This is a genomic window from Psychroserpens sp., from assembly GCF_045105015.1.
Taxonomy (GTDB): Bacteria; Bacteroidota; Bacteroidia; order Flavobacteriales; family Flavobacteriaceae; genus Psychroserpens.
This window is the reverse complement of the sequence record NZ_JBGCCX010000141.1, coordinates 1-19,879: the sequence shown is the minus strand read 5'-3', so window position 1 is coordinate 19,879 and position 19,879 is coordinate 1. Positions and strand designations below refer to the sequence as shown.

General features: G+C 31.5%; 20 protein-coding genes. 8 read left to right on the top strand and 12 right to left on the bottom strand.

Translation table 11 applies throughout. The features are described from left to right. Positions 1-8: 8 nt before the first annotated feature. The 3 genes from AB8B90_RS10855 to AB8B90_RS10845 are packed head-to-tail and all read left to right on the top strand — an operon-like array spanning position 9 to position 3,804. Positions 9-521 carry an RNA polymerase sigma factor gene (locus AB8B90_RS10855; protein ID WP_405336760.1) on the top strand — a complete coding sequence of 171 codons (513 nt, stop codon included), beginning with the start codon at positions 9-11 and terminating at the stop codon, positions 519-521. 59 nt (positions 522-580) lie between these two features. Continuing rightward, entirely contained in the window at positions 581-1,507 is a 927-nt protein-coding gene (locus AB8B90_RS10850; RefSeq protein WP_405336758.1) for a FecR family protein, read from the top strand. Then, positions 1,504-3,804, top strand: coding sequence for a TonB-dependent receptor domain-containing protein (locus AB8B90_RS10845; protein WP_405336756.1), 2,301 nt, complete (start codon positions 1,504-1,506; stop codon positions 3,802-3,804). Before AB8B90_RS10850 ends, AB8B90_RS10845 begins: the two co-directional genes overlap by 4 nt. Before the next feature lie 8 nt (positions 3,805-3,812). Here the strand turns inward: AB8B90_RS10845 and AB8B90_RS10840 are convergent, their stop codons facing one another. Genes AB8B90_RS10840 through AB8B90_RS10815 form a run of 6 tightly spaced genes read right to left on the bottom strand, consistent with a single transcriptional unit; the run spans position 3,813 to position 9,969 of the window. Beyond that, positions 3,813-5,144 (bottom strand): DUF58 domain-containing protein, encoded by a 1,332-nt coding sequence (locus AB8B90_RS10840; protein ID WP_405336754.1) that lies wholly within the window; start codon positions 5,142-5,144, stop codon positions 3,813-3,815. Positions 5,145-5,146: 2 nt separating this feature from the next. Further along, a complete protein-coding gene (locus AB8B90_RS10835; protein ID WP_405336752.1) occupies positions 5,147-6,130 on the bottom strand; it encodes an AAA family ATPase in 984 nt (327 codons plus the stop codon). After that, positions 6,112-7,356: a DUF4350 domain-containing protein gene (locus tag AB8B90_RS10830; protein ID WP_405336750.1), complete on the bottom strand. Its 1,245-nt coding sequence runs from the start codon at positions 7,354-7,356 to the stop codon at positions 6,112-6,114. Before AB8B90_RS10830 ends, AB8B90_RS10835 begins: the two co-directional genes overlap by 19 nt. Continuing rightward, positions 7,356-8,099: a DUF4129 domain-containing protein gene (locus AB8B90_RS10825; RefSeq protein ID WP_405336748.1), complete on the bottom strand. Its 744-nt coding sequence runs from the start codon at positions 8,097-8,099 to the stop codon at positions 7,356-7,358. The genes AB8B90_RS10830 and AB8B90_RS10825 overlap by 1 nt, the downstream gene beginning before the upstream one ends. Next, the gene (locus tag AB8B90_RS10820) at positions 8,100-8,975 is read right to left on the bottom strand and encodes a glycerophosphoryl diester phosphodiesterase membrane domain-containing protein (protein WP_405336746.1); all 876 of its coding nucleotides are present in this window, start codon (positions 8,973-8,975) and stop codon (positions 8,100-8,102) included. Positions 8,976-8,991: 16 nt separating this feature from the next. Beyond that, complete coding sequence (locus AB8B90_RS10815) at positions 8,992-9,969, bottom strand: stage II sporulation protein M (protein WP_405336744.1); 978 nt, start codon at positions 9,967-9,969, stop codon at positions 8,992-8,994. Between the two features lie 35 nt (positions 9,970-10,004). Between AB8B90_RS10815 and AB8B90_RS10810 the strand changes: the two genes are divergently transcribed. Together AB8B90_RS10810 and AB8B90_RS10805 are read left to right on the top strand one after the other, a co-directional pair. Next, entirely contained in the window at positions 10,005-10,721 is a 717-nt protein-coding gene (locus tag AB8B90_RS10810) for an RDD family protein (RefSeq protein WP_405336742.1), read from the top strand. Further along, entirely contained in the window at positions 10,721-11,332 is a 612-nt protein-coding gene (locus tag AB8B90_RS10805) for a trimeric intracellular cation channel family protein (RefSeq protein WP_405336740.1), read from the top strand. The genes AB8B90_RS10810 and AB8B90_RS10805 overlap by 1 nt, the downstream gene beginning before the upstream one ends. A 4-nt stretch (positions 11,333-11,336) precedes the next feature. Here AB8B90_RS10805 and AB8B90_RS10800 read toward each other — a convergent pair whose 3' ends face one another. From AB8B90_RS10800 to AB8B90_RS10790, 3 genes are all read right to left on the bottom strand, one after another. Continuing rightward, a complete protein-coding gene (locus AB8B90_RS10800; RefSeq protein WP_405336738.1) occupies positions 11,337-11,690 on the bottom strand; it encodes a hypothetical protein in 354 nt (117 codons plus the stop codon). A gap of 133 nt (positions 11,691-11,823) precedes the next feature. Continuing rightward, positions 11,824-13,986: a M3 family metallopeptidase gene (locus AB8B90_RS10795; RefSeq protein ID WP_405336736.1), complete on the bottom strand. Its 2,163-nt coding sequence runs from the start codon at positions 13,984-13,986 to the stop codon at positions 11,824-11,826. A gap of 96 nt (positions 13,987-14,082) precedes the next feature. Next, on the bottom strand, positions 14,083-14,796 hold the full coding sequence (locus tag AB8B90_RS10790; protein ID WP_405336734.1) for a peptidylprolyl isomerase: 714 nt from the start codon (positions 14,794-14,796) through the stop codon (positions 14,083-14,085). 8 nt (positions 14,797-14,804) lie between these two features. Here AB8B90_RS10790 and AB8B90_RS10785 point away from each other — a divergent pair, with 8 nt between their 5' ends. Both AB8B90_RS10785 and AB8B90_RS10780 read left to right on the top strand, forming a co-directional pair. Further along, positions 14,805-15,446 carry an NUDIX hydrolase gene (locus AB8B90_RS10785; protein WP_405336732.1) on the top strand — a complete coding sequence of 214 codons (642 nt, stop codon included), beginning with the start codon at positions 14,805-14,807 and terminating at the stop codon, positions 15,444-15,446. Positions 15,447-15,494: 48 nt separating this feature from the next. After that, positions 15,495-16,295: a lysophospholipid acyltransferase family protein gene (locus tag AB8B90_RS10780; RefSeq protein ID WP_405336730.1), complete on the top strand. Its 801-nt coding sequence runs from the start codon at positions 15,495-15,497 to the stop codon at positions 16,293-16,295. Position 16,296: 1 nt separating this feature from the next. Here AB8B90_RS10780 and AB8B90_RS10775 read toward each other — a convergent pair whose 3' ends face one another. The 3 genes from AB8B90_RS10775 to AB8B90_RS10765 form a co-directional block, all read right to left on the bottom strand. Continuing rightward, positions 16,297-16,938, bottom strand: coding sequence for a hypothetical protein (locus AB8B90_RS10775; RefSeq protein ID WP_405336728.1), 642 nt, complete (start codon positions 16,936-16,938; stop codon positions 16,297-16,299). 4 nt (positions 16,939-16,942) lie between these two features. Beyond that, entirely contained in the window at positions 16,943-17,437 is a 495-nt protein-coding gene (locus AB8B90_RS10770; protein ID WP_405336726.1) for an RNA polymerase sigma factor, read from the bottom strand. Between the two features lie 147 nt (positions 17,438-17,584). Continuing rightward, the gene (locus AB8B90_RS10765) at positions 17,585-18,265 is read right to left on the bottom strand and encodes a lysoplasmalogenase (RefSeq protein ID WP_405336724.1); all 681 of its coding nucleotides are present in this window, start codon (positions 18,263-18,265) and stop codon (positions 17,585-17,587) included. A 136-nt stretch (positions 18,266-18,401) separates the two neighbouring features. Here AB8B90_RS10765 and AB8B90_RS10760 point away from each other — a divergent pair. Beyond that, on the top strand, positions 18,402-19,879 hold a 1,478-nt coding region (locus AB8B90_RS10760; RefSeq protein WP_405336722.1), incomplete at its 3' end, for a TonB-dependent receptor.

Below are 19,879 nucleotides of genomic sequence, written 5' to 3'. Positions count from 1 at the left end.
AATAGATAATGTCTAAAGATCAACATAATATTTGTCATTCAAAAACTTTTGAGATACTCTATAATACTTATGCAAAAGACCTTAGACGTTTCATATTTTTTAAAACTCAAGATATTGATAAAGCGGAAGATATTTTACAAGACACATTTATCAAGCTTTGGGATAATTGTAGTAAGGTTAAATATGACAAAGCGAAAAGCTTTTTATATACTGTTGCTTCAAATGCTTTTTTAAATACCATAAAACATGAAAAGGTTGTGCAAAAGCATCAACAAAGTATTTCAAGTCAACATACCAATGAGTCTCCAGAATTTATTATGTTAGAAAAAGAGTTTATGGAGAAATTGGAACGCACAATCGATTCTCTACCTGACAAGCAAAAGGAAGTGTTTTTGCTCAATAGAATTGAAAAAAAGAAGTATAAAGAGATTGCAATTCAATTGGACATTTCGGTAAAAGCAGTTGAAAAAAGAATGCATTCAGCTTTATTAGTTTTAAGAAAGGAAATAGGTAATGTTTAAAAAGATGAAAATAAAAGTAGGGTTTTTTGAAATACAGTTGTCCTATGTACAGTTAAGCAATGAAAAATAAAGAATTACATAACGAAAATGACACGTTTCTAGCCCAATGGTTAGCTGGAGAGCTTTCCGATACAGAGTTAAAAGCAATGGTGTCTGAAACAGATTTCAACGCTTTTCTTAAGATTAGAAAAGGTCTTGATGTTTATGATGATTTAGAAGCGTCTACTGATACTTCCTTTGCTAAAATTCAAGAAAAAATCACTTCTAAAAAAGGAAGAGTTATTAGTTTAAAAACTAATACTTGGCTCATAAGTATTGCAGCTTCTGTGGTATTGTTCTTTGGGTTATTTTCAATTTTAGGAAATGAAAATATTACTGTTGAAACAAATTATGGCGAACAAAAAACCATCGCGTTATTAGATGGTTCGGAAGTCATTATGAATTCCAAATCTACCTTAACTTACGATGAAGATGATTGGGAAAACAATCGTAAACTTCACTTAAATGGAGAAGCGTATTTTAAAGTAAAAAAAGGCAGTACTTTTACTGTAGTCACAGACAATGGTGAAGTTCAAGTGTTAGGAACACAGTTTAATGTAAATACAATTAATGATCTTTTTGAAGTGGTATGCTTTGAAGGAAAGGTGAGTGTACTTACCAAAGAAGAATCACATATATTATTACCAACAAATTCTGTGAGACGCATTAATGGTAATGCTATAGAAAAATGGGATGTTTCTGATTCTAATCCGAGTTGGATTAATGGCGAAAGTAGTTTTAAAAGTGTCCCTTTAAAATATGTGGTTTCAGCATTAGAGTCTAATTACAATATTGAAATTCATGATGATACCATCGATAATAACTTATTATATACAGGTAGTTTTACCCACAAAAATTTGAATACTGCTTTAAAAACAGTGTTTAAATCTTTACAAATACAATATTTTGAAAAAGAAAAAGGACATATTTATTTGAGCATAAAGTGAAAAAATTGATTATTTGCTTTTTGGTAGTATTACCTCATTTAGCCTTTTCGCAAGAAGAGGCTAAATTTTATATTAGTTTCAATTCTGAAACCTTGCAAAATGCCTTTGAAATTATTGAAGATGTTTATAATGTTAGGTTTTCTTATTATGATGCAATTTTAACTGATAAAAAAGTGTCTTTAGAAAGGGAAAGACGTTCATTAAGTCAAGTGCTTACAGATATTGAAATTCAGACAAGTCTTAGTTTTGAAATCGTAGATAATAGATACATTATAGTTAACAGTAACAACTCAAAAGATAAAATTGAAGAGTTAGAAAAAGTCATTATCAATAGCTATATCACTAAAGGAATTTCAAAACAAAAAGATGGATCCTTTAAAATTAGTCCAACAAATCTCGGCATTTTACCAGGTTTGACAGAGCCAGATGTCTTAGAAAGCATTCAATTATTACCAGGAGTTGTGAGTCCGAACGAAACAGCCTCTGGTTTTTTAGTTAGAGGAGGGAAGCTTGATCAGAATAGATTTATTTGGGATGGGATTAATATTTATCACAAAGGGCATCTCTTTGGAATGATTTCCCCTTTTAATCCAAATGCAACCAAAAATGTTACTTTCATCAATAAAGGATCTCATTCTAGATATGGGGAACGCGTCTCAAGTGTCATAAATATGACAACTTCTACAGAAATAGAAGACGAATTAAAAGCTCAAATGGGTTTTAATGGAATAAATGCAGATGCTTTTATCGATGCTCCAATACTAAAAGGTAAACTTGGTATACAGGCTTCAATACGTTCTAGCTATACTAATTTGTATCAGTCGGTTACTTTTGATAGATTAGCAAATAAGGTCTTTGAAAGCACAAAAATTGAAAATGGAGACAATCCAGATAATGATTTTAGTTTTTTAGATTTTAATATCAAATTGAATTATAAGCCAAATGCTAAAAACAGTTTATTTGCGAGTTTAATTTCTATAGACAATCAATTGGACTATACTGTTAATAATTCTGTAAGTAACGAAGCCTTTACAGATCGTATGTCGATAAAAAACACAGGGTATAGCTTAGGTTGGAATAAAGAATGGAATACTAATTTAAAGCAAATCACCAATGTGTTCTTTTCGGATTATAAATTTGATTATAATTATATAACCATAGAAAACAACCAACAAACATCAGATTTTGAAAAGAGAAATTTAATTTTCGATTCTGGTATTTCTACAGAATTTAAGCAGAAAATTAATGATAATAATGAAATCAATTTAGGTTATCAATATGTTTTAAAAGATGTTGGGTATGCATTTAGAAACACATCAAATCTTGAGTTCATTTTAGATCAAGACGAATCGATAGTTCAAACACATAGCTTATATGCCAATTATGACTACAAAAATGAAAAGTTATTTGATATTTCATTTGGAGGAAGGATGTCTTATTTTGATGAATTAGATACTTATAAATTTGAACCAAGACTTTTATTACACAAGCAATTGTTTGAGAATTTTAGACTTCAATTGTCTGGAGAAATCAAAAATCAAATTATTAGTGAAATAGATGAAACTGTTATAAGTGATTTATCTTTAGAAAACAGACTTTGGCGTTTGGCTGATGGAAATGATTTTCCAATCATTAATAGCAAGCAGGTGTCATTAGGGTTTATATATATCAATAATGGTTGGACATTTGATATCGATAATTACTACAAAACTCTCGATAATATAACGGCATTGTCATTAGGGTTTTTGAATCCGCAAAACAGCCAGTTTAATTTAGGCGATCAAACAATTTATGGTGTTGATGTGTTTTTAAGAAAACGATTCAATGGGATTAATTCTTGGGTAAGTTATTCGTTTAATAATTCTGAAAGCACCTATCGCAACTTGAACAATGATGAATCATTTACTTCAAGATCTAATGTAATTCATTCGGTTACTACATCAGTGAGTTATAAGATTTCAAATTTTCAAATGGCTTTAGGTTGGAGATGGCAAACAGGAAAACCATACACAGAATCTACTCTTGGTGTTAACGGACTAGAGTTTAATGATGGTATTAATACAGAGCGCTTGCCTGATTATCATCGTTTGGATTTTTCTTCAACTTATGGTTTTAATTTTTCTGAAACTAGTAGGCTTAAAGGGAAAGTTGGACTTTCAATACGAAACGTTTACAATAGAAATAATTTGATTAGCCGAGAATACCTGGGTAATAATGATTTCAATAATGAGATAGAAGTTATTGATAAATTCTCTTTAGGATTTACACCAAACTTAATGTTTAGAGTGTATTGGTAAAACAATAATTAAAGAAGTCCACGAGCCTTGATCTCTAAGTATTTATTAATGGTGTTAATTGTCAATTCTTCAGGAGGTGTTAGAATACTTTGAATGCCATATTTTTGAAGTTCTTTTACCATCAATCGTTTTTCATAAGCAAATTTTTCAGCAATGGTTTTATGGTAAATGCTCTGTAAATCTTCAGTATTACTAGTTATCAATGATTCTAATTCGGTGTTTTCAAATAAAATGACAACGAGCATATGTTTTTTTGATATTGCTTGAAGATAAGGTATTTGACGTTTTAGAGCACTTATATGTTCGAAATTGGTATACAATAGTAAGAGACTTCTGTGTGTTACTTTTCGTTTAATTTGTGCGTAAAGTAAGCCATAATCACTATCGGTAAATTGGGTGTTAATACTATATAAGGATTCTAGAATTTTGTTGAGATAAGTCATCTTGTGAATTGCAGGAAGAAAATTTTCAATATTTTTTGAAAACGTTAATAAACCAACTTTATCGTGTTTTTTTAAAGCAACATTGCTGAATGCTAATGCTGAATTAATAGCATAATCTAAAAGCTTTAAGCCGTTGAATGGCATTTTCATAACACGTCCAGTATCTATGATAGAGTATATAGGTTGTGATTTTTCATCTTGAAATTGATTTACCATCAATTGTGCACGCTTTCCAGTCGCTTTCCAATTGATTGTTCTGTAATCGTCTCCAACAACATAATCTTTAATCTGTTCAAATTCTGAAGTGTGACCAATTCGCCTTATTTTTTTTAGACCTATTTGCGTTAAGTGATTTCCAATAGCTAAAAAATCATATTTCTGCATTTGAATGAATGACGGATAAACAGGAACAATTTGTTCATTTTGATATTGGTATTTCCGTTTTACTATTCGAAGTTGTGATGATATATAAACATTGAGATTTCCAAACGTATATTCACCACGTTCTACTGGTCTAACGTCATATGTGAAATCATGATTTTCATTGGGTTTTAGAATCGTTTTATATGAAAAATCACGTTTTTGAAACTGATTGGGTAGCTCGTCAATGACATCAATATAAACTTTGAAAGGGTAGTGGTTACTTAAGGTCAGAGGTATTGAGTTGTGATCACTGTTAGATAATTTATCAGGTAAAATTCGTCTTGCAGAAATCGCATTTTTAAAACGATAGAGTAGTAATACATCTGTTAAAAAAAGTACTCCTATTATGATACATAATATCCATGCTATTGGGTATAATAGAGGTAGCCAATATGACACTAAAAAGCATACCGAGACCAGAGCTAAATAGATGTAGAATTGTTTATGTATGTATAGTGACTTTATAAATGTCATTGTTATCTAGGAACTTCAACAGATTGAACAATCATTTCTACTACTTGCTCAGTAGTCATGCCTTCCATTTCGCGCTCAGGAGTAAGTATAATTCTGTGATTTAAAACTGGATTTACAGCTTTCTTTACATCTTCTGGAATTACAAAATCTCGTCCGTTAATGGCTGCAAAAGCTTTAGCAGTATTTAAGATTGAAATAGAAGCTCTAGGTGATCCTCCTAAATATAAATGTGGATGGTTTCGTGTTTTTGAAACAATTTCAGCAATGTATTTTATTATTTTTTCTTCTACAACAATAGCTTGAGTCTTTGATTTATAATCTTCTAGACTTTTGGTGTCTAAGACTGGTTGTATAAGTGTTTGTGGTAATTTTCCTTGACGTTTATGATGAGAATCTATAATTTTTATCTCATCTTCTAAACTTGGATAATCGACTTTTATTTTAAAAATAAATCGGTCTAATTGTGCTTCTGGTAAAGCATAAGTCCCTTCTTGTTCTATTGGGTTTTGTGTTGCTAGAACCATAAAAGGTGGTTCAAATTTGTATGTTTTACCATCAATTGTAGCTTGACGTTCTTCCATTGTTTCAAATAATGCAGCCTGTGTTTTAGCTGGTGCTCTATTTATTTCATCAATAAGCACAATATTTGAAAATATTGGTCCTGGTTTGAATTCAAATTCAGAATCTTTCATATTTAATATTGAAGTTCCTAAAACATCACTTGGCATTAAATCTGGAGTAAACTGAATTCGACTAAAATTAGTTTTAAGTACTTTGGCAAATAATTTGGCAGTTATAGTTTTTGCGATTCCAGGGACACCTTCAATAAGCACATGACCATCTGCTAGTAAAGCCACAATTAGTAGTTCAACAAATTGATCTTGACCAACAATGACTTTACGCAATTCATTTTTGATTTGGTCTACTGCATTTTTTAAATCCTCTAGAGGAATTCTATTATCAAAATCTAAGTTGTTTTCTTCCATGAGTTTTTACTTTTAAAAGTTTCTATAAGCGTATTTAATCGCTCTAATTGTATATTATTAAGTTGTGTGTTTTGTTTAAAGTTTTCTATGGTTTTAAACAAATGTTTTGTGTCTTCGATACTGTTATTGCTTCTTGCTGCAAGATTTTTTATGAAATCATCATCAATAGTTGTGGTGCTGAGATGTAGATGTGTTCTTATGTATTCTAAAAAATGTAGAGTTTTATGTTCAGCAATTTCAAAATGTTTCTCTTTTTCATAATACATATTAGCAATTGTACGTGTAAAATCTATAGTTTGATTTTTAAGTGGTTTTACTATTGGGATTGCTCTTTGTTTCCGTTTTCCTTCAAAAATGATATAAAAAGCAACACCAATAAGCATGATGTAATAAGCCCACTTCAAAGCTTTAGTATTTAATAAAATATACATTGGAGACGTATAATATGACTTTCCTGATTTATAATAATTGTCGACATATATAGGTTCAGAATCGTCTAAATACGATAGTATACCAGAAGTATAATTTTGATTGGGAGCGTTTAAAATAAAATAATTTGTGAAGGCTTGTGGGAAAGTACTTAACACAATGCTACCATTCCCGAAAGGTTGTTTTATAGTGTGTATTGGTATTTCAATTTTAATTGAATCTTCTTCTGTATCCTCATTAATTTCATACCCTTTAATAGTGCCTAATACTGAAGTCTTTAATGTGTCAATAACATTAAAATAAGACATGTAATTACTTTTATCGAAACTAACTGTACTTGTGTCTAATGCGGTATTACTTAGCTGAAGTTGAAAATTATCACCTTCAACATCAAAAATACTCAGCACGTCTGTTTTGAGATGTAAAGTGTCTAACAGTTGCTCTTCAAAATCTTCAGAAGCGATAAAAAGAGTATTGCCTTTTGACGTCCAATCTAATAATTCGTCTAACTCAGTATCGCCAAATTCAACATAACCATTTACAAATAGATACGTTCCGTTTAAGCTATCAGATTCTGATAAGTATTGATATGGAGGACTTTCAAGATTTATAATTTTAGTGTCAGTAAATAATCGTTCTAATTGTTCTTGAAATACATAGGTGCCAAATGGGATTTTGTGATGCGTTGCATAGGAAGCAAACCAATTGATTTGTTTGGGTTTAGCGTACTCCATAAGTACAATTCCGAAAATTGCTAAAGCAGTTAAAGCGATATAGAATTTTATCTGGTTACTCACTATTGTTTAATACTCTTGTTTAAGGATTCAAAAGATGTTTTTAGGCTTTCAAATTTTAATTGATCAACATTAAATTCACCATACCAAACATAATCATAGATTCTAGTAATATTTATAAAATTACTTTTTATAGATTCAGATTGTATTTCACTAATGTAATCTTCATTTGTTTTTTCTTGTTGCCAAGTAATGATGTCTTTTTCAGTAAGGTATTTAAGCGACAATAAATAGTAATAGCGAATGGCTAATCTGTAATTTCCTTGAGAAATAGCATCGTTAATGAGTGCATTTATATTCTCGTTTTTAATGATTTGTTCTTCTTCAGTAAATTGAAAACTCGGTGCTGCTTTTTTACCTGTTATCATTGTTCTTGAGTTGACCTTAAGGAAAAAACGTATCAAAAAGAAAACTAAAACCGCTAAAATGAGATAAGGTAATATGTTGAAAAGAAAATACAATAAACCTTGTGCTTCTCCAACACCAAAAATAGCCTCTACAATTTCGCGAATGATATTACTAATCCAATTTACTAAGGTGTTATAAGCCCTAACTAAAAAATTGTCTTCGGGCTCATTTTCAATATAATTAAAGGCCTTATCATTTTTATAAGTTTCAAGATCATTTTCTGAAATTTCTCTAATTTCTAGTTCAGTATCATCATAAGTTACACCTGAACCTTTGTCTTGCGCAAAAGTAAATTGAGCGCAAAACAGAATACAGAATAAGAACTTGAATAGCGTCATTTAGTCTTCTAGTTTTCCTAATGATTCAATACGCTCTAAGGTCCCAGAAAAGTACTTGCGTTCATTCAAGTTAAAATAAATAAATGCGGATCCTACTATGGTGATAATATTAAGGATATATTGAAAAAAAGTACTTAAAACATTCAGTAGAATATAAACAGGGTCAACAAAAGTGTCAAAATTCCCAGGATCAATTTCACCACTAAAAATACCCATTTTTGCATACGTATATATTACTGTTGGAATAGCAAAAACACTTGATACTACCCAATAAATTATTAAAAACACGATTATGGTCGCCAACGTAATCCAAAATTCATCTTTAATAAGTGAGTAACTTTTACTGTATGCGTCTGAAGCATTTGATTTCTCAAAAACTAAAATAGGTAAAGTGACCATCATAGGCACTACAGCGTAAAAAACGGGTAAACAGCAAATTATCATAGCGATAATGATGGTTAATCCCTTAAGTATTGAGAGTCCGAGAAAGTTCCAGAAGTTTTTATAGACTTGTTGTTTTACCTCTTCTTGATTGACGATACCATTGTTGTCAATGTATGATTTTATGTAATATAACACAGTAGATGTAGTAAATGTGTAAGCTAAAATTGCTGCCCCAAAATAGGCAACATATGCAACAATTAATTTTAATGGACTACTTCCGAATTGATTGGTTTGCATCAAATCGAAATTAAACATGTCACCGACGATATAAGTATAAAAAACCATTGCAAATAAAAACAATGCCACGAAAGGACCAGATATTTTTATAATGGCACCAAAGAATGGTTTGAACTCATTTCTAATGAAAGCAAAGGTATCTGCTAGTAGTTCTCCAAATTCACGTTGTTTTTTAAATTCTATATAACTTTTCATTATAATCTAGTTCGTTTTAAAGGTCATTTAATTGTACTTGTTTGGACTTTTTATGCAGCTGCCTTGGATAGATTACATAATAAAAAATGATAATTGACAATGAGCCACCAATAATACAAATAGCTAACCAATCTGGCATTTCAGTATGTCTTGTAACAAATCCTTCTAGCAACCCAGCAATAATAAAAAATGGTATTGTGCTGATTAAAATTTTTAGCCCATTAATAACGCCTCGTTTAAAGGCTTCTAATCTTGTATAAGTTCCAGTAAACAATATACCATTTCCTAAAACTAAACCAGAGCATCCAGCAATTATAATTACAGAAATTTCAAACGTTCCATGAATCCAAATGGTTCTAACAGATTCCCAAAGCAGACCCTTTTCATAAAAGAAGTATTGAAAACTTCCTAGCATAATTCCATTTTGCATCATTATGTATAAGGAGCCAACTCCAAACATAATGCCGTAGGCAAATGCCATGAGTGCTACTTTTATATTATTGATAGTAATGCCGAGTGCCATATTAAATTCCCCCATTTGTTTATAAACAGCCATTGGATCGTTATTTTCAATATTTTCCATAGTCATGTTAACATAAGCATCACCAAGAATAGAACGCACAAAGTCACCATCGGTTGCAGCTGAATAAGCACCAACAAGGCAGAATAATAAAAAGACTAAAAAGGCGATTAAAAGCTCGCGATGGTGCTGATAAAACATTAAAGGGAACTCGGTTTTAAAAAATGAAACTAGCCGATTTTTAGATTCTTTTTTTGTTTTGTAAATCTTTTGGTGTGCTTGTGAAGCAATCTGGTTTAAATAGCGCTCTGTATTACTGTTTTTGTAGAACGTTTTTGCATAACTTAGGTGATCTGTAATTTCAATATATAAATCAGAAAGTTCATTTGGGTCGATTACGTTATTATTTGAAAGAACGCTTTCAAATCTTAACCATTTATCTTTATTTTGCTTAACGAAAGCAGCTTCTCGCATTTGAGGATTTAATTTACTTTCAAAGAAAAGAAAATATGGAGGAATTTCAAATAGAAACAGCTCAAAATGTAGGGATTCAACAAAATGTTGCTAATCTTGGAGACAGATTGTTAGCTTACCTCATAGACACTTTAGTTATTGTGCTTTATTTTATCATAATGATTTTAATAATGGTATCCTTATCACTTGACAATTCTGATCTCTGGGCATTGTGGTTACTCGTATCTTTACCTGCTTTTCTTTACTATGTTTTATTAGAAACGTTTTGGAATGGTCAAACCATTGGTAAATATTCGATGAAGACTAGAGTTGTAAAGTTAGATGGCTCGAAACCTAGCTTTGCTAATTATTTTGTACGATGGATTCTTCGTATTGTAGATGTATCATTAACTAGTGGCGGATTAGCAGTGCTTTCTATTTTAATTAGAGGTAATGGTCAACGTGTTGGAGATATTGCAGCAGGTACTACTGTTATTAGCGAAAAAGTAAAGTTAAGTATAAACGATACGCTTTTGAAAGAGATTCCTCTAGGATACGTGCCAACATACAGTCAGGTTACGGTTTTTAAAGATGATGAAATGCAATTTATTAAAAACCTTTATGACGACGCAAAAATCAAAGGGCAGCATAATATTATCTTATCATTGTCAAAGAAAATCACTAATGTGATGGGTGTAGAAACTAAGCAAAAACCTATAGAATTTGTTGACACCGTTATTAAAGATTATAACTATTATACACAAGACATGTAATGTTTTTTCAAATTTTAGACATTTTAGGAACAATTGCATTTGCAATTTCTGGCGTATTAGTAGCGCTAAACAAACGAATGGATCCTTTTGGAGTGCTCATAATAGCTTTTGTAACTGCAGTAGGAGGTGGGTCTTTGAGAGATGTTTTAATTGGAATTCAGCCAGTATCATGGATGACTAATATGACCTATGTTTATGTGATTTTTGGAGCTACTGTATTTTCAATAGTATTTAAAAGTAAGCTAAATTTTTTACGAAAATCCCTGTTTTTATTTGATACCATTGGTATTGGTTTATATACTGTGGTTGGTATTGAAAAAGGTATTGTAGCTGATTTGCATCCTATTATCTGTATTTCACTGGGAACAATGACAGCATGTTTTGGAGGTGTTATCAGAGATATTTTATGTAATGAAATTCCAGTAATTTTTAGAAAAGAAGTTTACGCAACTGCGTGTATTATAGGAGGTTTTACATATTTTTTACTTCGTGAGTTTATGGCAGATACGAATTTTGTGTTTATTATAGCTGGTACAGTTGTAATAGTGATTAGATTAATTGCAGTGAAGTTTAAAATAAGTTTACCAAGTCTTTATAAAGAAAATACTTAAGTACTTATTTAGTTGATAATGTCCCATATTTCACAAGCATGATTACAGATGCTAATATTGTTAGTATAAAATATAATAAACCAACAAATAACAATGTTTGTGCATCAGAATTGAAACTTGGAAATTCTCTAACTTCTGAAATTAATGCCAATATCATATATAAGCATACCAATATCATTAGACAAGGTATTACAACACCAACAACTCTGTTTTTAAAAATCATTTGTAAAACTATGCCTAAAATAAGTGCAATCGCGATGTAATTAATGACTAGTCCAGCAGACATCCAATAAAAAATAACAGCAGCAATTAAAAGATATTCTGGAAGATTGAGAATAATTTTATTGTAAGATTTCATTTTTAAAATTAGTTGATTAATTAGAAAACGAAAATCTGATTTATAAATTGTACACTGTGACGTTCTTCAAACTTAAAATTCCCATAACCTAAAAAAGACTATGGGAATTTTAAAATGTAATATCTATTCTAAATTATTTAGTTTTAGGAATAGGAAATCCTCTGTCTCTCATTAACGCTTCTATTTTAGCATTTCGACCTCTAAACATTCTATAAGCTTTAGCAGGATCCATAGCATTTCTAGGAGCAAACAAATATTTCACTAATTTACCAGCGACAGCTTCATCATAGAATCCACCCGGAGCTTCTTTAAACGCCTCAGAAGCATCACTAGTAAGAACATCTGCCCACATGTAACCATAATATGCTGTAGCGTAACCTTCTCCAGAGAATACGTGTCCGAAGTGAGGTGTTCTGTGACGCATAGGTAATTCTTTAGGCATTTTAAGTTCTGCTAAAGTTTCACGCTCAAATTTGTCGATATCAATATTTGAAGGGTCAGCTAAATGCAATTTCATGTCCATTAACGCAGATGCTAAATATTCAGTTGTACCAAAACCTTGGTTAAAGGTTGATGCTTTCTTAATTTTTTCAACTAAAGATGCAGGAATTGGTTTTCCTGTTTCGTGATGAACTAAAAACTGATTAATGACTTCGTCGGTTGACAACCAACGTTCTAATAATTGTGATTGGAATTCTGTATAATCTCTAACACCTCCATTTAAAGTTGGGTATTTTACATCAGCTGAAAAGAAGTGTAGTGCATGTCCAAACTCGTGAAAAAATGTTGTTGCATCATCCCATGATACCAATACAGATTCACCTGGTGCAGGTTTTACGAAATTTGAATTGTTTGATGCTAAAACGTTAGTTTCACCTTCAAAAGATGTATAGCTTCTATAGGTAGTGGCCCAAGCTCCTGAACGTTTTCCTTCTCTAGCGTAAGGGTCTAAATACCATAAACCAATATGTTTCCCAGAATCTTTATCGGTAACTTCCCAAACATTTACGTCTTCGTGAAATACAGGTACTTTTCCTTTTTCAATAGGCGTGAATTTAAAATTAAATAAACGTCCAGCAACATAAAACATTGCCTCTGTTAATTTGTCTAATTGAAGGTATTGTTTTACTTCATCACTATCTAAATCATATTTTTTCTGACGTACTTTTTCTGCGTAAAATCTGTAATCCCAAGGTTCAATTGTAATATTATCGCCAAGATCGTTTGCAACAGCTTGCATGTCTGCCACTTCTTCAGCAACTCTACCAATAGCAGCGGGCCAAACAGCATTCATCAAATTCATTGCATTTTCAGGTGTTTTAGCCATACGATCTTGTAAACGCCATTGCGCATAATTATCGTAACCTAATAGTTCCACACGCTCTCTTCTTAGTTTGAGTATTTCGGCAATAAGCTTATTATTATCATATTCATCTCCATTATCACCACGAGAATAATAATTTGTCCATACTTGTTTGCGTAATTCACGTTCAGTAGAATAAGTTAAAAACGGATCCATTGAAGAACGCGTATTTGTAATAGCATATTTGCCATCTTGACCTTTATCAGTTGCTATTTTGGCTGCAGATTTTACAAAGCCATCAGAAAGTCCGTTTAACTGATCTTTGCTTAAGTAAGTAACATAGTTTTCTTCATCATGCAAAACATGATCTGAAAAATCATTATATAAACTTGATAATTCTTTGTTTATGGCAGCATAACGCTCTTTTTTTGAAGCATCTAAGTTGGCACCATTCATTTCAAAACTCTTGTAAGTTAAATCTACAACACGTTGTGCTTGAGGTTCTAATGGTGTTTTTTGAGATGCATCATAAACTGTTTTAATGCGTTGGAATAATTCGGAGTTCTGAGATATTTTTGAACTAAATTCTGATAATTTAGGAGCTAATTCAGCACGTATTTCTCTAAATTCAGGAGATGACATATTACTACTTAAAATACCATAATACGTAAATACGTCATTTAAAGTTTTACCAGCAGCTTCCATAGCAACGATAGTGTTTTCAAACGTTGCAGGTTCACTACTATTAGCAATAGCGTCGATCTCTGCAAGATTTAATTCCATACCTGTTTCTACAGCTTCCTTAATATCTGCTACATTCATTTTATCAAAAGCAGGAACACCTTCGTAAGGACCTGTCCATTTTTGTAACAAAACATTGTCGCTCATAGCTGCTGTTTCTTCATTATTTTCAGCTTGTTTCTCGTCTTTTTTGCAACTAGCAAATAGGACCACACTGCACAAGAGTACAGCTTTAATCGATTTTGAAATCATTATGTTAATTAAATTAGTTTTTAGAGCTTCGAAGATATTGAAAATTACACAGAAATTGTGTTTGTTTTTTGTTAAATACAGATGTGTGTTAATCTGTTACTCTAGAATTTCTACTTTTCGAATGTATACATTTTTAAGAGGCCAATCACCGTTATCTGTCTCAACTTTTGCAATTTTATCACAAACATCTATACCACGAACAACTTTACCAAAGATCGTGTAGTCGCCATCCAATTGATACACATCTCTTAAGGTGATAAAAAACTCGTAAGGTGATGCTAATTTATAAGGATTGTCAATATCACTTGAAGGCATTGAAATCACTCCTCTTTCATGTTTAAAACCACGTTTAGTGTCTGTTGGTAATAGATATTTTCCAATTTGTTTTCGTTTGCGCATCACGTCTCTATCATCAGTACTTCCCGCCTGAACAATATAATTTTCTATTACTCTATAGAATTGTGTGTCAGTGAAATACCCTTGCTTAGTTAGATAGATAAAATTTGCACGATGGAACTTTGTTTCATTAAATAATACAATATCAATATTTCCAAAGTCAGTAACGATTCTTACTTTATTTTCTTTATGTTCTTTTTCATACTGAAGAAAAAATTCCATAGCGTTTTTTTCAGTAAGAATAGGGTATTTGGGTTCCGGGATATTGATGATGGTATCTTTTTTCTTTTTAGGTGGTAGAGTTTCTCTTATAACTAGTGAATCTGTAGTAATTGTATCTGTGTTTTTACGAGATTGCTTATCTTCACAATTCATAAAACAGATACAACTCACAATAAAAAAAAATCTGATCATTTTTAAAGATGGATTTCAAAACATTTATAAAATCAATACCAAAAGTAAAAAATATAGAACTTCCAGGAGAAGCATCTCAAATTAAAATGTCACCTCCTTATCGTTTGGAGTTAATGGAGCGTAATAAAATCTTAATGAAATCTGCTAGGCAAGCTGCTGTTTTAGCTTTATTTTATCCTAATGATCAAAATGAAACTCATTTAATTTTAATTTTAAGAAAAACCTATAAAGGAGTTCATTCTGCTCAAGTTGGTTTTCCTGGTGGAAAGGTCGAGGACTCAGATAATAATTTGCAAATGACTGCACTTCGTGAAACTCATGAAGAAGTAGGAGTGCCCAAGCATCAAGTTAAAGTGTTGAAACAAATGACACCAATGTATATTCCTCCTAGTAACTTTACAGTGCATCCTTTTTTTGGTGTGTCTGATTCCACACCAAATTTTATAAAACAAGACGAAGAAGTTGAAGGCCTAATCGAAGTGTCACTTCCGCATTTTTTAGAGGAATCATCAGTGATAAGCACCTCAGTTAAAACGTCTTATAAAATTGATGTTGAAGTTCCAGCATTTAAGTTGAATGGACATATTGTCTGGGGAGCTACAGCGATGATGCTTAGCGAAGTAAAAGACTTGTTAAAAAAAGTGTTGTAATTATGAGATTTCGTAAGTTTGTAGTTCTGCTTAATAACTAAACATTTAATGGGATTATTTAAAAGAAACCCTTTTGGGCATATACTTCTTGTAAAAAAATGGCTGATAAGAATCCTCGGATTATTTACTCACCGAAGGTTTAGAGGTTTTAATGAACTTCAAATTGAAGGCTCAGATATTATTAAAAATCTTCCTGATACAAATGTGCTTTTTATCTCTAATCATCAAACGTATTTTGCAGATGTTATCGCAATGTTTCATGTATTTAATGCGAGTCTTAGTGGACGATTAGATAATATTAAAAATGTTGGTTATTTATGGAATCCTAAGTTAAACATGTATTATGTAGCAGCAAAGGAAACCATGAAGTCTGGTTTACTACCTAAAATATTTGCTTATACTGGTTCTATAAGTATCGAGAGAACTTGGCGCTCTAAGGGTCAAGATGTGAATCGACAGGTGAAAATGAGTGATATTACGAGTATAAAAACAGCTTTAGATGATGGTTGGGTTGTCACTTTTCCGCAAGGAACAACTACACCATTTAAACCTATTCGTAAAGGAACTGCTCATATCATAAAACAGTACAAACCTATTGTTGTACCTATAGTTATTGACGGATTTCGACGTTCATTTGATAAAAAAGGTCTTCGTGTTAAGAAGAAAAATGTGTATCAATCTTTTGAAGTTAAAGAACCGTTACAAATTGACTATGAAAACGAGAGCATTGCTGATATTGTTGAGAAAATTGAATTTGCTATAGAGCAGCATCCTTCATTTCTAAAGGTAATTCCTCAAGATGAATTGGAAGAAAAAGAACGCCTTAATCGTGAACTTCGTGATTGGTGATTTATACTTCGAGCTTTTTTAATTCGAAGTAATTTCTATTCAATCGTTTTAAAAGAATGCCATAAATTAGCCAATAAAATAGTAGTAATATGCTAATCGCTATAACCAAACCGATTATAGTAACAATTGCAATACCAGCATAGTATTTAAACAGCTCTCCATTTGCAGTTGCAGATTCTAAAAGCGCTCTAGAGTTTTCGTCACTTTTTATTGCATAAGGCATCATGTAGGCCACACCTATAACTAATACCACCAAATTAAAAAATACATATTGTTTAACAGTCCGTCTAGTTCTTAATATGTTTTCCATTAAAATTTTGGCGTTATCAGTCGTGTTGATGGTCTTGTAATTCATATAGAATCTATAGAAAAAATAAGCGAGAACCATGTAAGAAAAAATAGATATGGCAATAAATCCAAAGTCTGTCTCTATACCTTCTAACTCTAAGTTAAATCCAGAGGCTTTCAAACCAAAAGACATAAATAACCAAAATGCAAATTCAAGGATACTAATGATAAATATCCATTTGACAATAGATGACGATTTTCGTAATATCATATTGTAAATCTCATTATATGATAATTTCGGATACGATTTATCTTCTTTTTGCCAGTCTTTTTTTAATAATTCTAATTCATCCATATGATTACGGATTTAATATTGTTCTTAATTTCTTTTTAACCCTATTCATTTTCACACGAGCATTAACTTCAGAAATACCAAGGGTTTCACTTATTTCACTGTAATTTTTGTCTTCGAGGTATAGAAACACCAACGCTTTTTCAATATCATTTAGCTGATGTACAGCTCTGTATAATAATTTTAATTGTTGTTCTTCAGTATCATCATAAGGTTCAGATTTGATTTTAAACTGAACACTTTCAAACTCTTGTGTTTTAATACTTCGTTTAGACTTTCGGTAGAGTGTAATTGCAGTATTTAAACCAACACGATACATCCAAGTACTAAACTTAGCATCACCTCGAAACTTAGGATACGCCTTCCATAACTGTATAGTTATCTCTTGAAACAAGTCATTATGCGCGTCTTGATTATTTGTATATAATCTACAGACTTTATGCACAATGTTCTGATGTTTTTCGAGTAATTCAACAAAACTATGTTCGAGTGCTTTATCCAAATTTTTATCGGTTAGTTACTTATAAGTAGTCTTTTGTTTTAAAATGTTACAATGAAATTTAAAATCTGTTTATTTTATGTATTGGCGTTCCCTTCGGTCAGGCTGTACACTGTATCTTTTGTTACCAAAAGGATGTCGTTTCCATCCTTAACGCGAGTTTAAATTCCATTTTAAAATGCCAATCACAATACAATATTGTGCTATGGCATAGGTTAGCATTATCCCAATAGAACTGAAAGTAAACGACTGATAAAATTTATCAATTGCTAAAATACTGTCAGATATCATAAATAGTATGGCGCCTATGAATACCCAATTGTAACTATTAAGATTATTCTCTTTTATTCTCAAAAAAGCAGAAGTAGACATGCTAAGTATTACAATCATATATATGATAACAGGAATTAATAACTCACCTAAACCATTTCTAAGTAAGTAAAATAAACCACAAGCATAAAGTAGCATCAATATTATAAAACGTATCGGTGTTTTGTTTTCATCTCTTTGTTTTAAAAACAGTAGAGTATACATCACATGTGCTAATAAAAAGGAGGCTAGGCCTATAATAAAATAGATTGGATTTATAGAGTCAAATAATAATGCAACATCACCAATTAGTGATAATATTAGTGCTAATATCATTAGGGTTTTGGTGGTTTTGTTTGAGGACTTACTTTGAGTTATGAAAAACACCAATAATGATAATACTATTATTGGTTTAGTGAAATAATGTAGTTTAGCTAAGTCATTGGTGCTTCCGCAAATCAACTCTACGATAAGCACAATGGCATAAATTATACTAAATCTTTTTTGAGTTTTTGTGAGCATTAAATCAATGTTTTTGTAAAAATATGCAATTCATCATTCAATATTGACAATTCAGTGCATTTGAATTTTTAAAATCTAGTAAATACTTGAAGTTTGTATCATCAATCAAAAACGAACAATTAATCACAACCACATCATGAAGAAATTATTAATCATTTTAACCACCTTAATCTCGATGTTTTCCTTTGCACAAACCACTATAAGTGGAAAAGTTATAGATATGAAAAATCAACCTATTATTGGAGCTAATGTCTATTTAGAAGGAACTTATGATGGCGCAACAACAGACGATAAAGGAGATTTCTCTTTTCAATCTACAGAAACAGGAACACAAGTGTTAATCATTTCATATTTGTCATATGAAACAAAAACAGTTGCTGGTGATGTGTCAACACTTCAAAATTTGCAAATCAAATTAAGAGAAGATGTGAACACATTAGATGCTGTGGTTATTTCTGCAGGTACGTTTGAAGCCAATGATAATAGTAAAGTTTCAGTGTTGAGTTCTTTAGATGTGGTCACTACAGCTAGCGCTGTTGGAGATTTTGTAGGAGCTTTACAAACGCTTCCTGGTACGTCTACAGTGGCTGAAGACGGTAGATTATTCGTTAGAGGAGGTGAAGCTGATGAAACACAAATATTTATTGATGGTATTCGTGTATTTACGCCATTTTCACCTACTCCTAATAACCTACCAACACGTGGTCGCTATTCACCGTTTTTATTTGATGGGATTACATTTTCAACAGGAGGTTATTCTGCCGAATATGGTAATGCATTATCAAGTGTATTATTACTTAATACAATTAATGAACCAGATCAAAACAAAACCGAAATCGGTATCATGAGTGTTGGCGGAAGAGTAGGTCATACTAAAAAATGGGAGAAGACTTCTCTTAGTGTAAACGCTACATATATTAATTTAGCGCCTTATATAGCCTTGTATCCAGATCGAAATGATTGGAAAAAGCCGTTTGAAGGTGCTCAAGGAGAAGCTGTGTTTCGACAAAAATTTGATACGGGAATGCTTAAATTCTATGCTGCCTTTGATACCACTAGTTTTGATCTAACACAAGATGACATTAATAATCCCGAAGGTGTTCGTTTTAAGTTAAGCAATAGAAATTTTTATTCTAATGCGTCTTACAGAGGAGTACTAGGAAATAATTGGTCACTAGAATCTGGTTTAAGTTATACTTTAGGTATTACAGATGTAAGTGTAAATAATTCAACAGATATTGAGAATAATGAAAATTCTTTCCATTTAAAGGCTAAGTTGAGGAAACGATTTAGCAGTCGATTTAAATTGAGTTTTGGTCTAGAGCACTTTTCCACAGATTTTGAAGAGGGAATTGGTTCAAATCAATCTTCCAATCAATATGGTTTCATAAATAATAATTCAGGAGCCTTCGTAGAATCTGATTTAATTTTTAGCAAAAATCTAGCAATCAAAGCTGGTTTAAGAGCAGATAATTACCAGCTTTCTGATAAAATAAATATATCTCCAAGAGTATCCTTAGCATATAAAACCTCTAAAAATGGACAACTATCTGTGGCTTATGGTGATTTTTTTCAAAATGTTAATGCTGGTCTTTTAAAGTTTGATACTAGTTT

What these genes read in the sequence shown, in the direction of transcription:
- AB8B90_RS10825 (WP_405336748.1), bottom strand. Translation starts at nt 8,099, where the DNA reads ATGACGCTATTCAAGTTCTTATTCTGTATTCTGTTTTGCGCTCAATTT.
- AB8B90_RS10790 (WP_405336734.1), bottom strand. Translation starts at nt 14,796, where the DNA reads ATGATCAGATTTTTTTTTATTGTGAGTTGTATCTGTTTTATGAATTGT.
- AB8B90_RS10835 (WP_405336752.1), bottom strand. Translation starts at nt 6,130, where the DNA reads ATGGAAGAAAACAACTTAGATTTTGATAATAGAATTCCTCTAGAGGAT.
- AB8B90_RS10800 (WP_405336738.1), bottom strand. Translation starts at nt 11,690, where the DNA reads ATGAAATCTTACAATAAAATTATTCTCAATCTTCCAGAATATCTTTTA.
- AB8B90_RS10765 (WP_405336724.1), bottom strand. Translation starts at nt 18,265, where the DNA reads ATGCTCACAAAAACTCAAAAAAGATTTAGTATAATTTATGCCATTGTG.
- AB8B90_RS10820 (WP_405336746.1), bottom strand. Translation starts at nt 8,975, where the DNA reads ATGAAAAGTTATATAGAATTTAAAAAACAACGTGAATTTGGAGAACTA.
- AB8B90_RS10805 (WP_405336740.1), top strand. Translation starts at nt 10,721, where the DNA reads ATGTTTTTTCAAATTTTAGACATTTTAGGAACAATTGCATTTGCAATT.
- AB8B90_RS10780 (WP_405336730.1), top strand. Translation starts at nt 15,495, where the DNA reads ATGGGATTATTTAAAAGAAACCCTTTTGGGCATATACTTCTTGTAAAA.
- AB8B90_RS10855 (WP_405336760.1), top strand. Translation starts at nt 9, where the DNA reads ATGTCTAAAGATCAACATAATATTTGTCATTCAAAAACTTTTGAGATA.
- AB8B90_RS10850 (WP_405336758.1), top strand. Translation starts at nt 581, where the DNA reads ATGAAAAATAAAGAATTACATAACGAAAATGACACGTTTCTAGCCCAA.
- AB8B90_RS10840 (WP_405336754.1), bottom strand. Translation starts at nt 5,144, where the DNA reads ATGACATTTATAAAGTCACTATACATACATAAACAATTCTACATCTAT.
- AB8B90_RS10785 (WP_405336732.1), top strand. Translation starts at nt 14,805, where the DNA reads ATGGATTTCAAAACATTTATAAAATCAATACCAAAAGTAAAAAATATA.
- AB8B90_RS10810 (WP_405336742.1), top strand. Translation starts at nt 10,005, where the DNA reads ATGGAGGAATTTCAAATAGAAACAGCTCAAAATGTAGGGATTCAACAA.
- AB8B90_RS10795 (WP_405336736.1), bottom strand. Translation starts at nt 13,986, where the DNA reads ATGATTTCAAAATCGATTAAAGCTGTACTCTTGTGCAGTGTGGTCCTA.
- AB8B90_RS10775 (WP_405336728.1), bottom strand. Translation starts at nt 16,938, where the DNA reads ATGGATGAATTAGAATTATTAAAAAAAGACTGGCAAAAAGAAGATAAA.
- AB8B90_RS10815 (WP_405336744.1), bottom strand. Translation starts at nt 9,969, where the DNA reads ATGCGAGAAGCTGCTTTCGTTAAGCAAAATAAAGATAAATGGTTAAGA.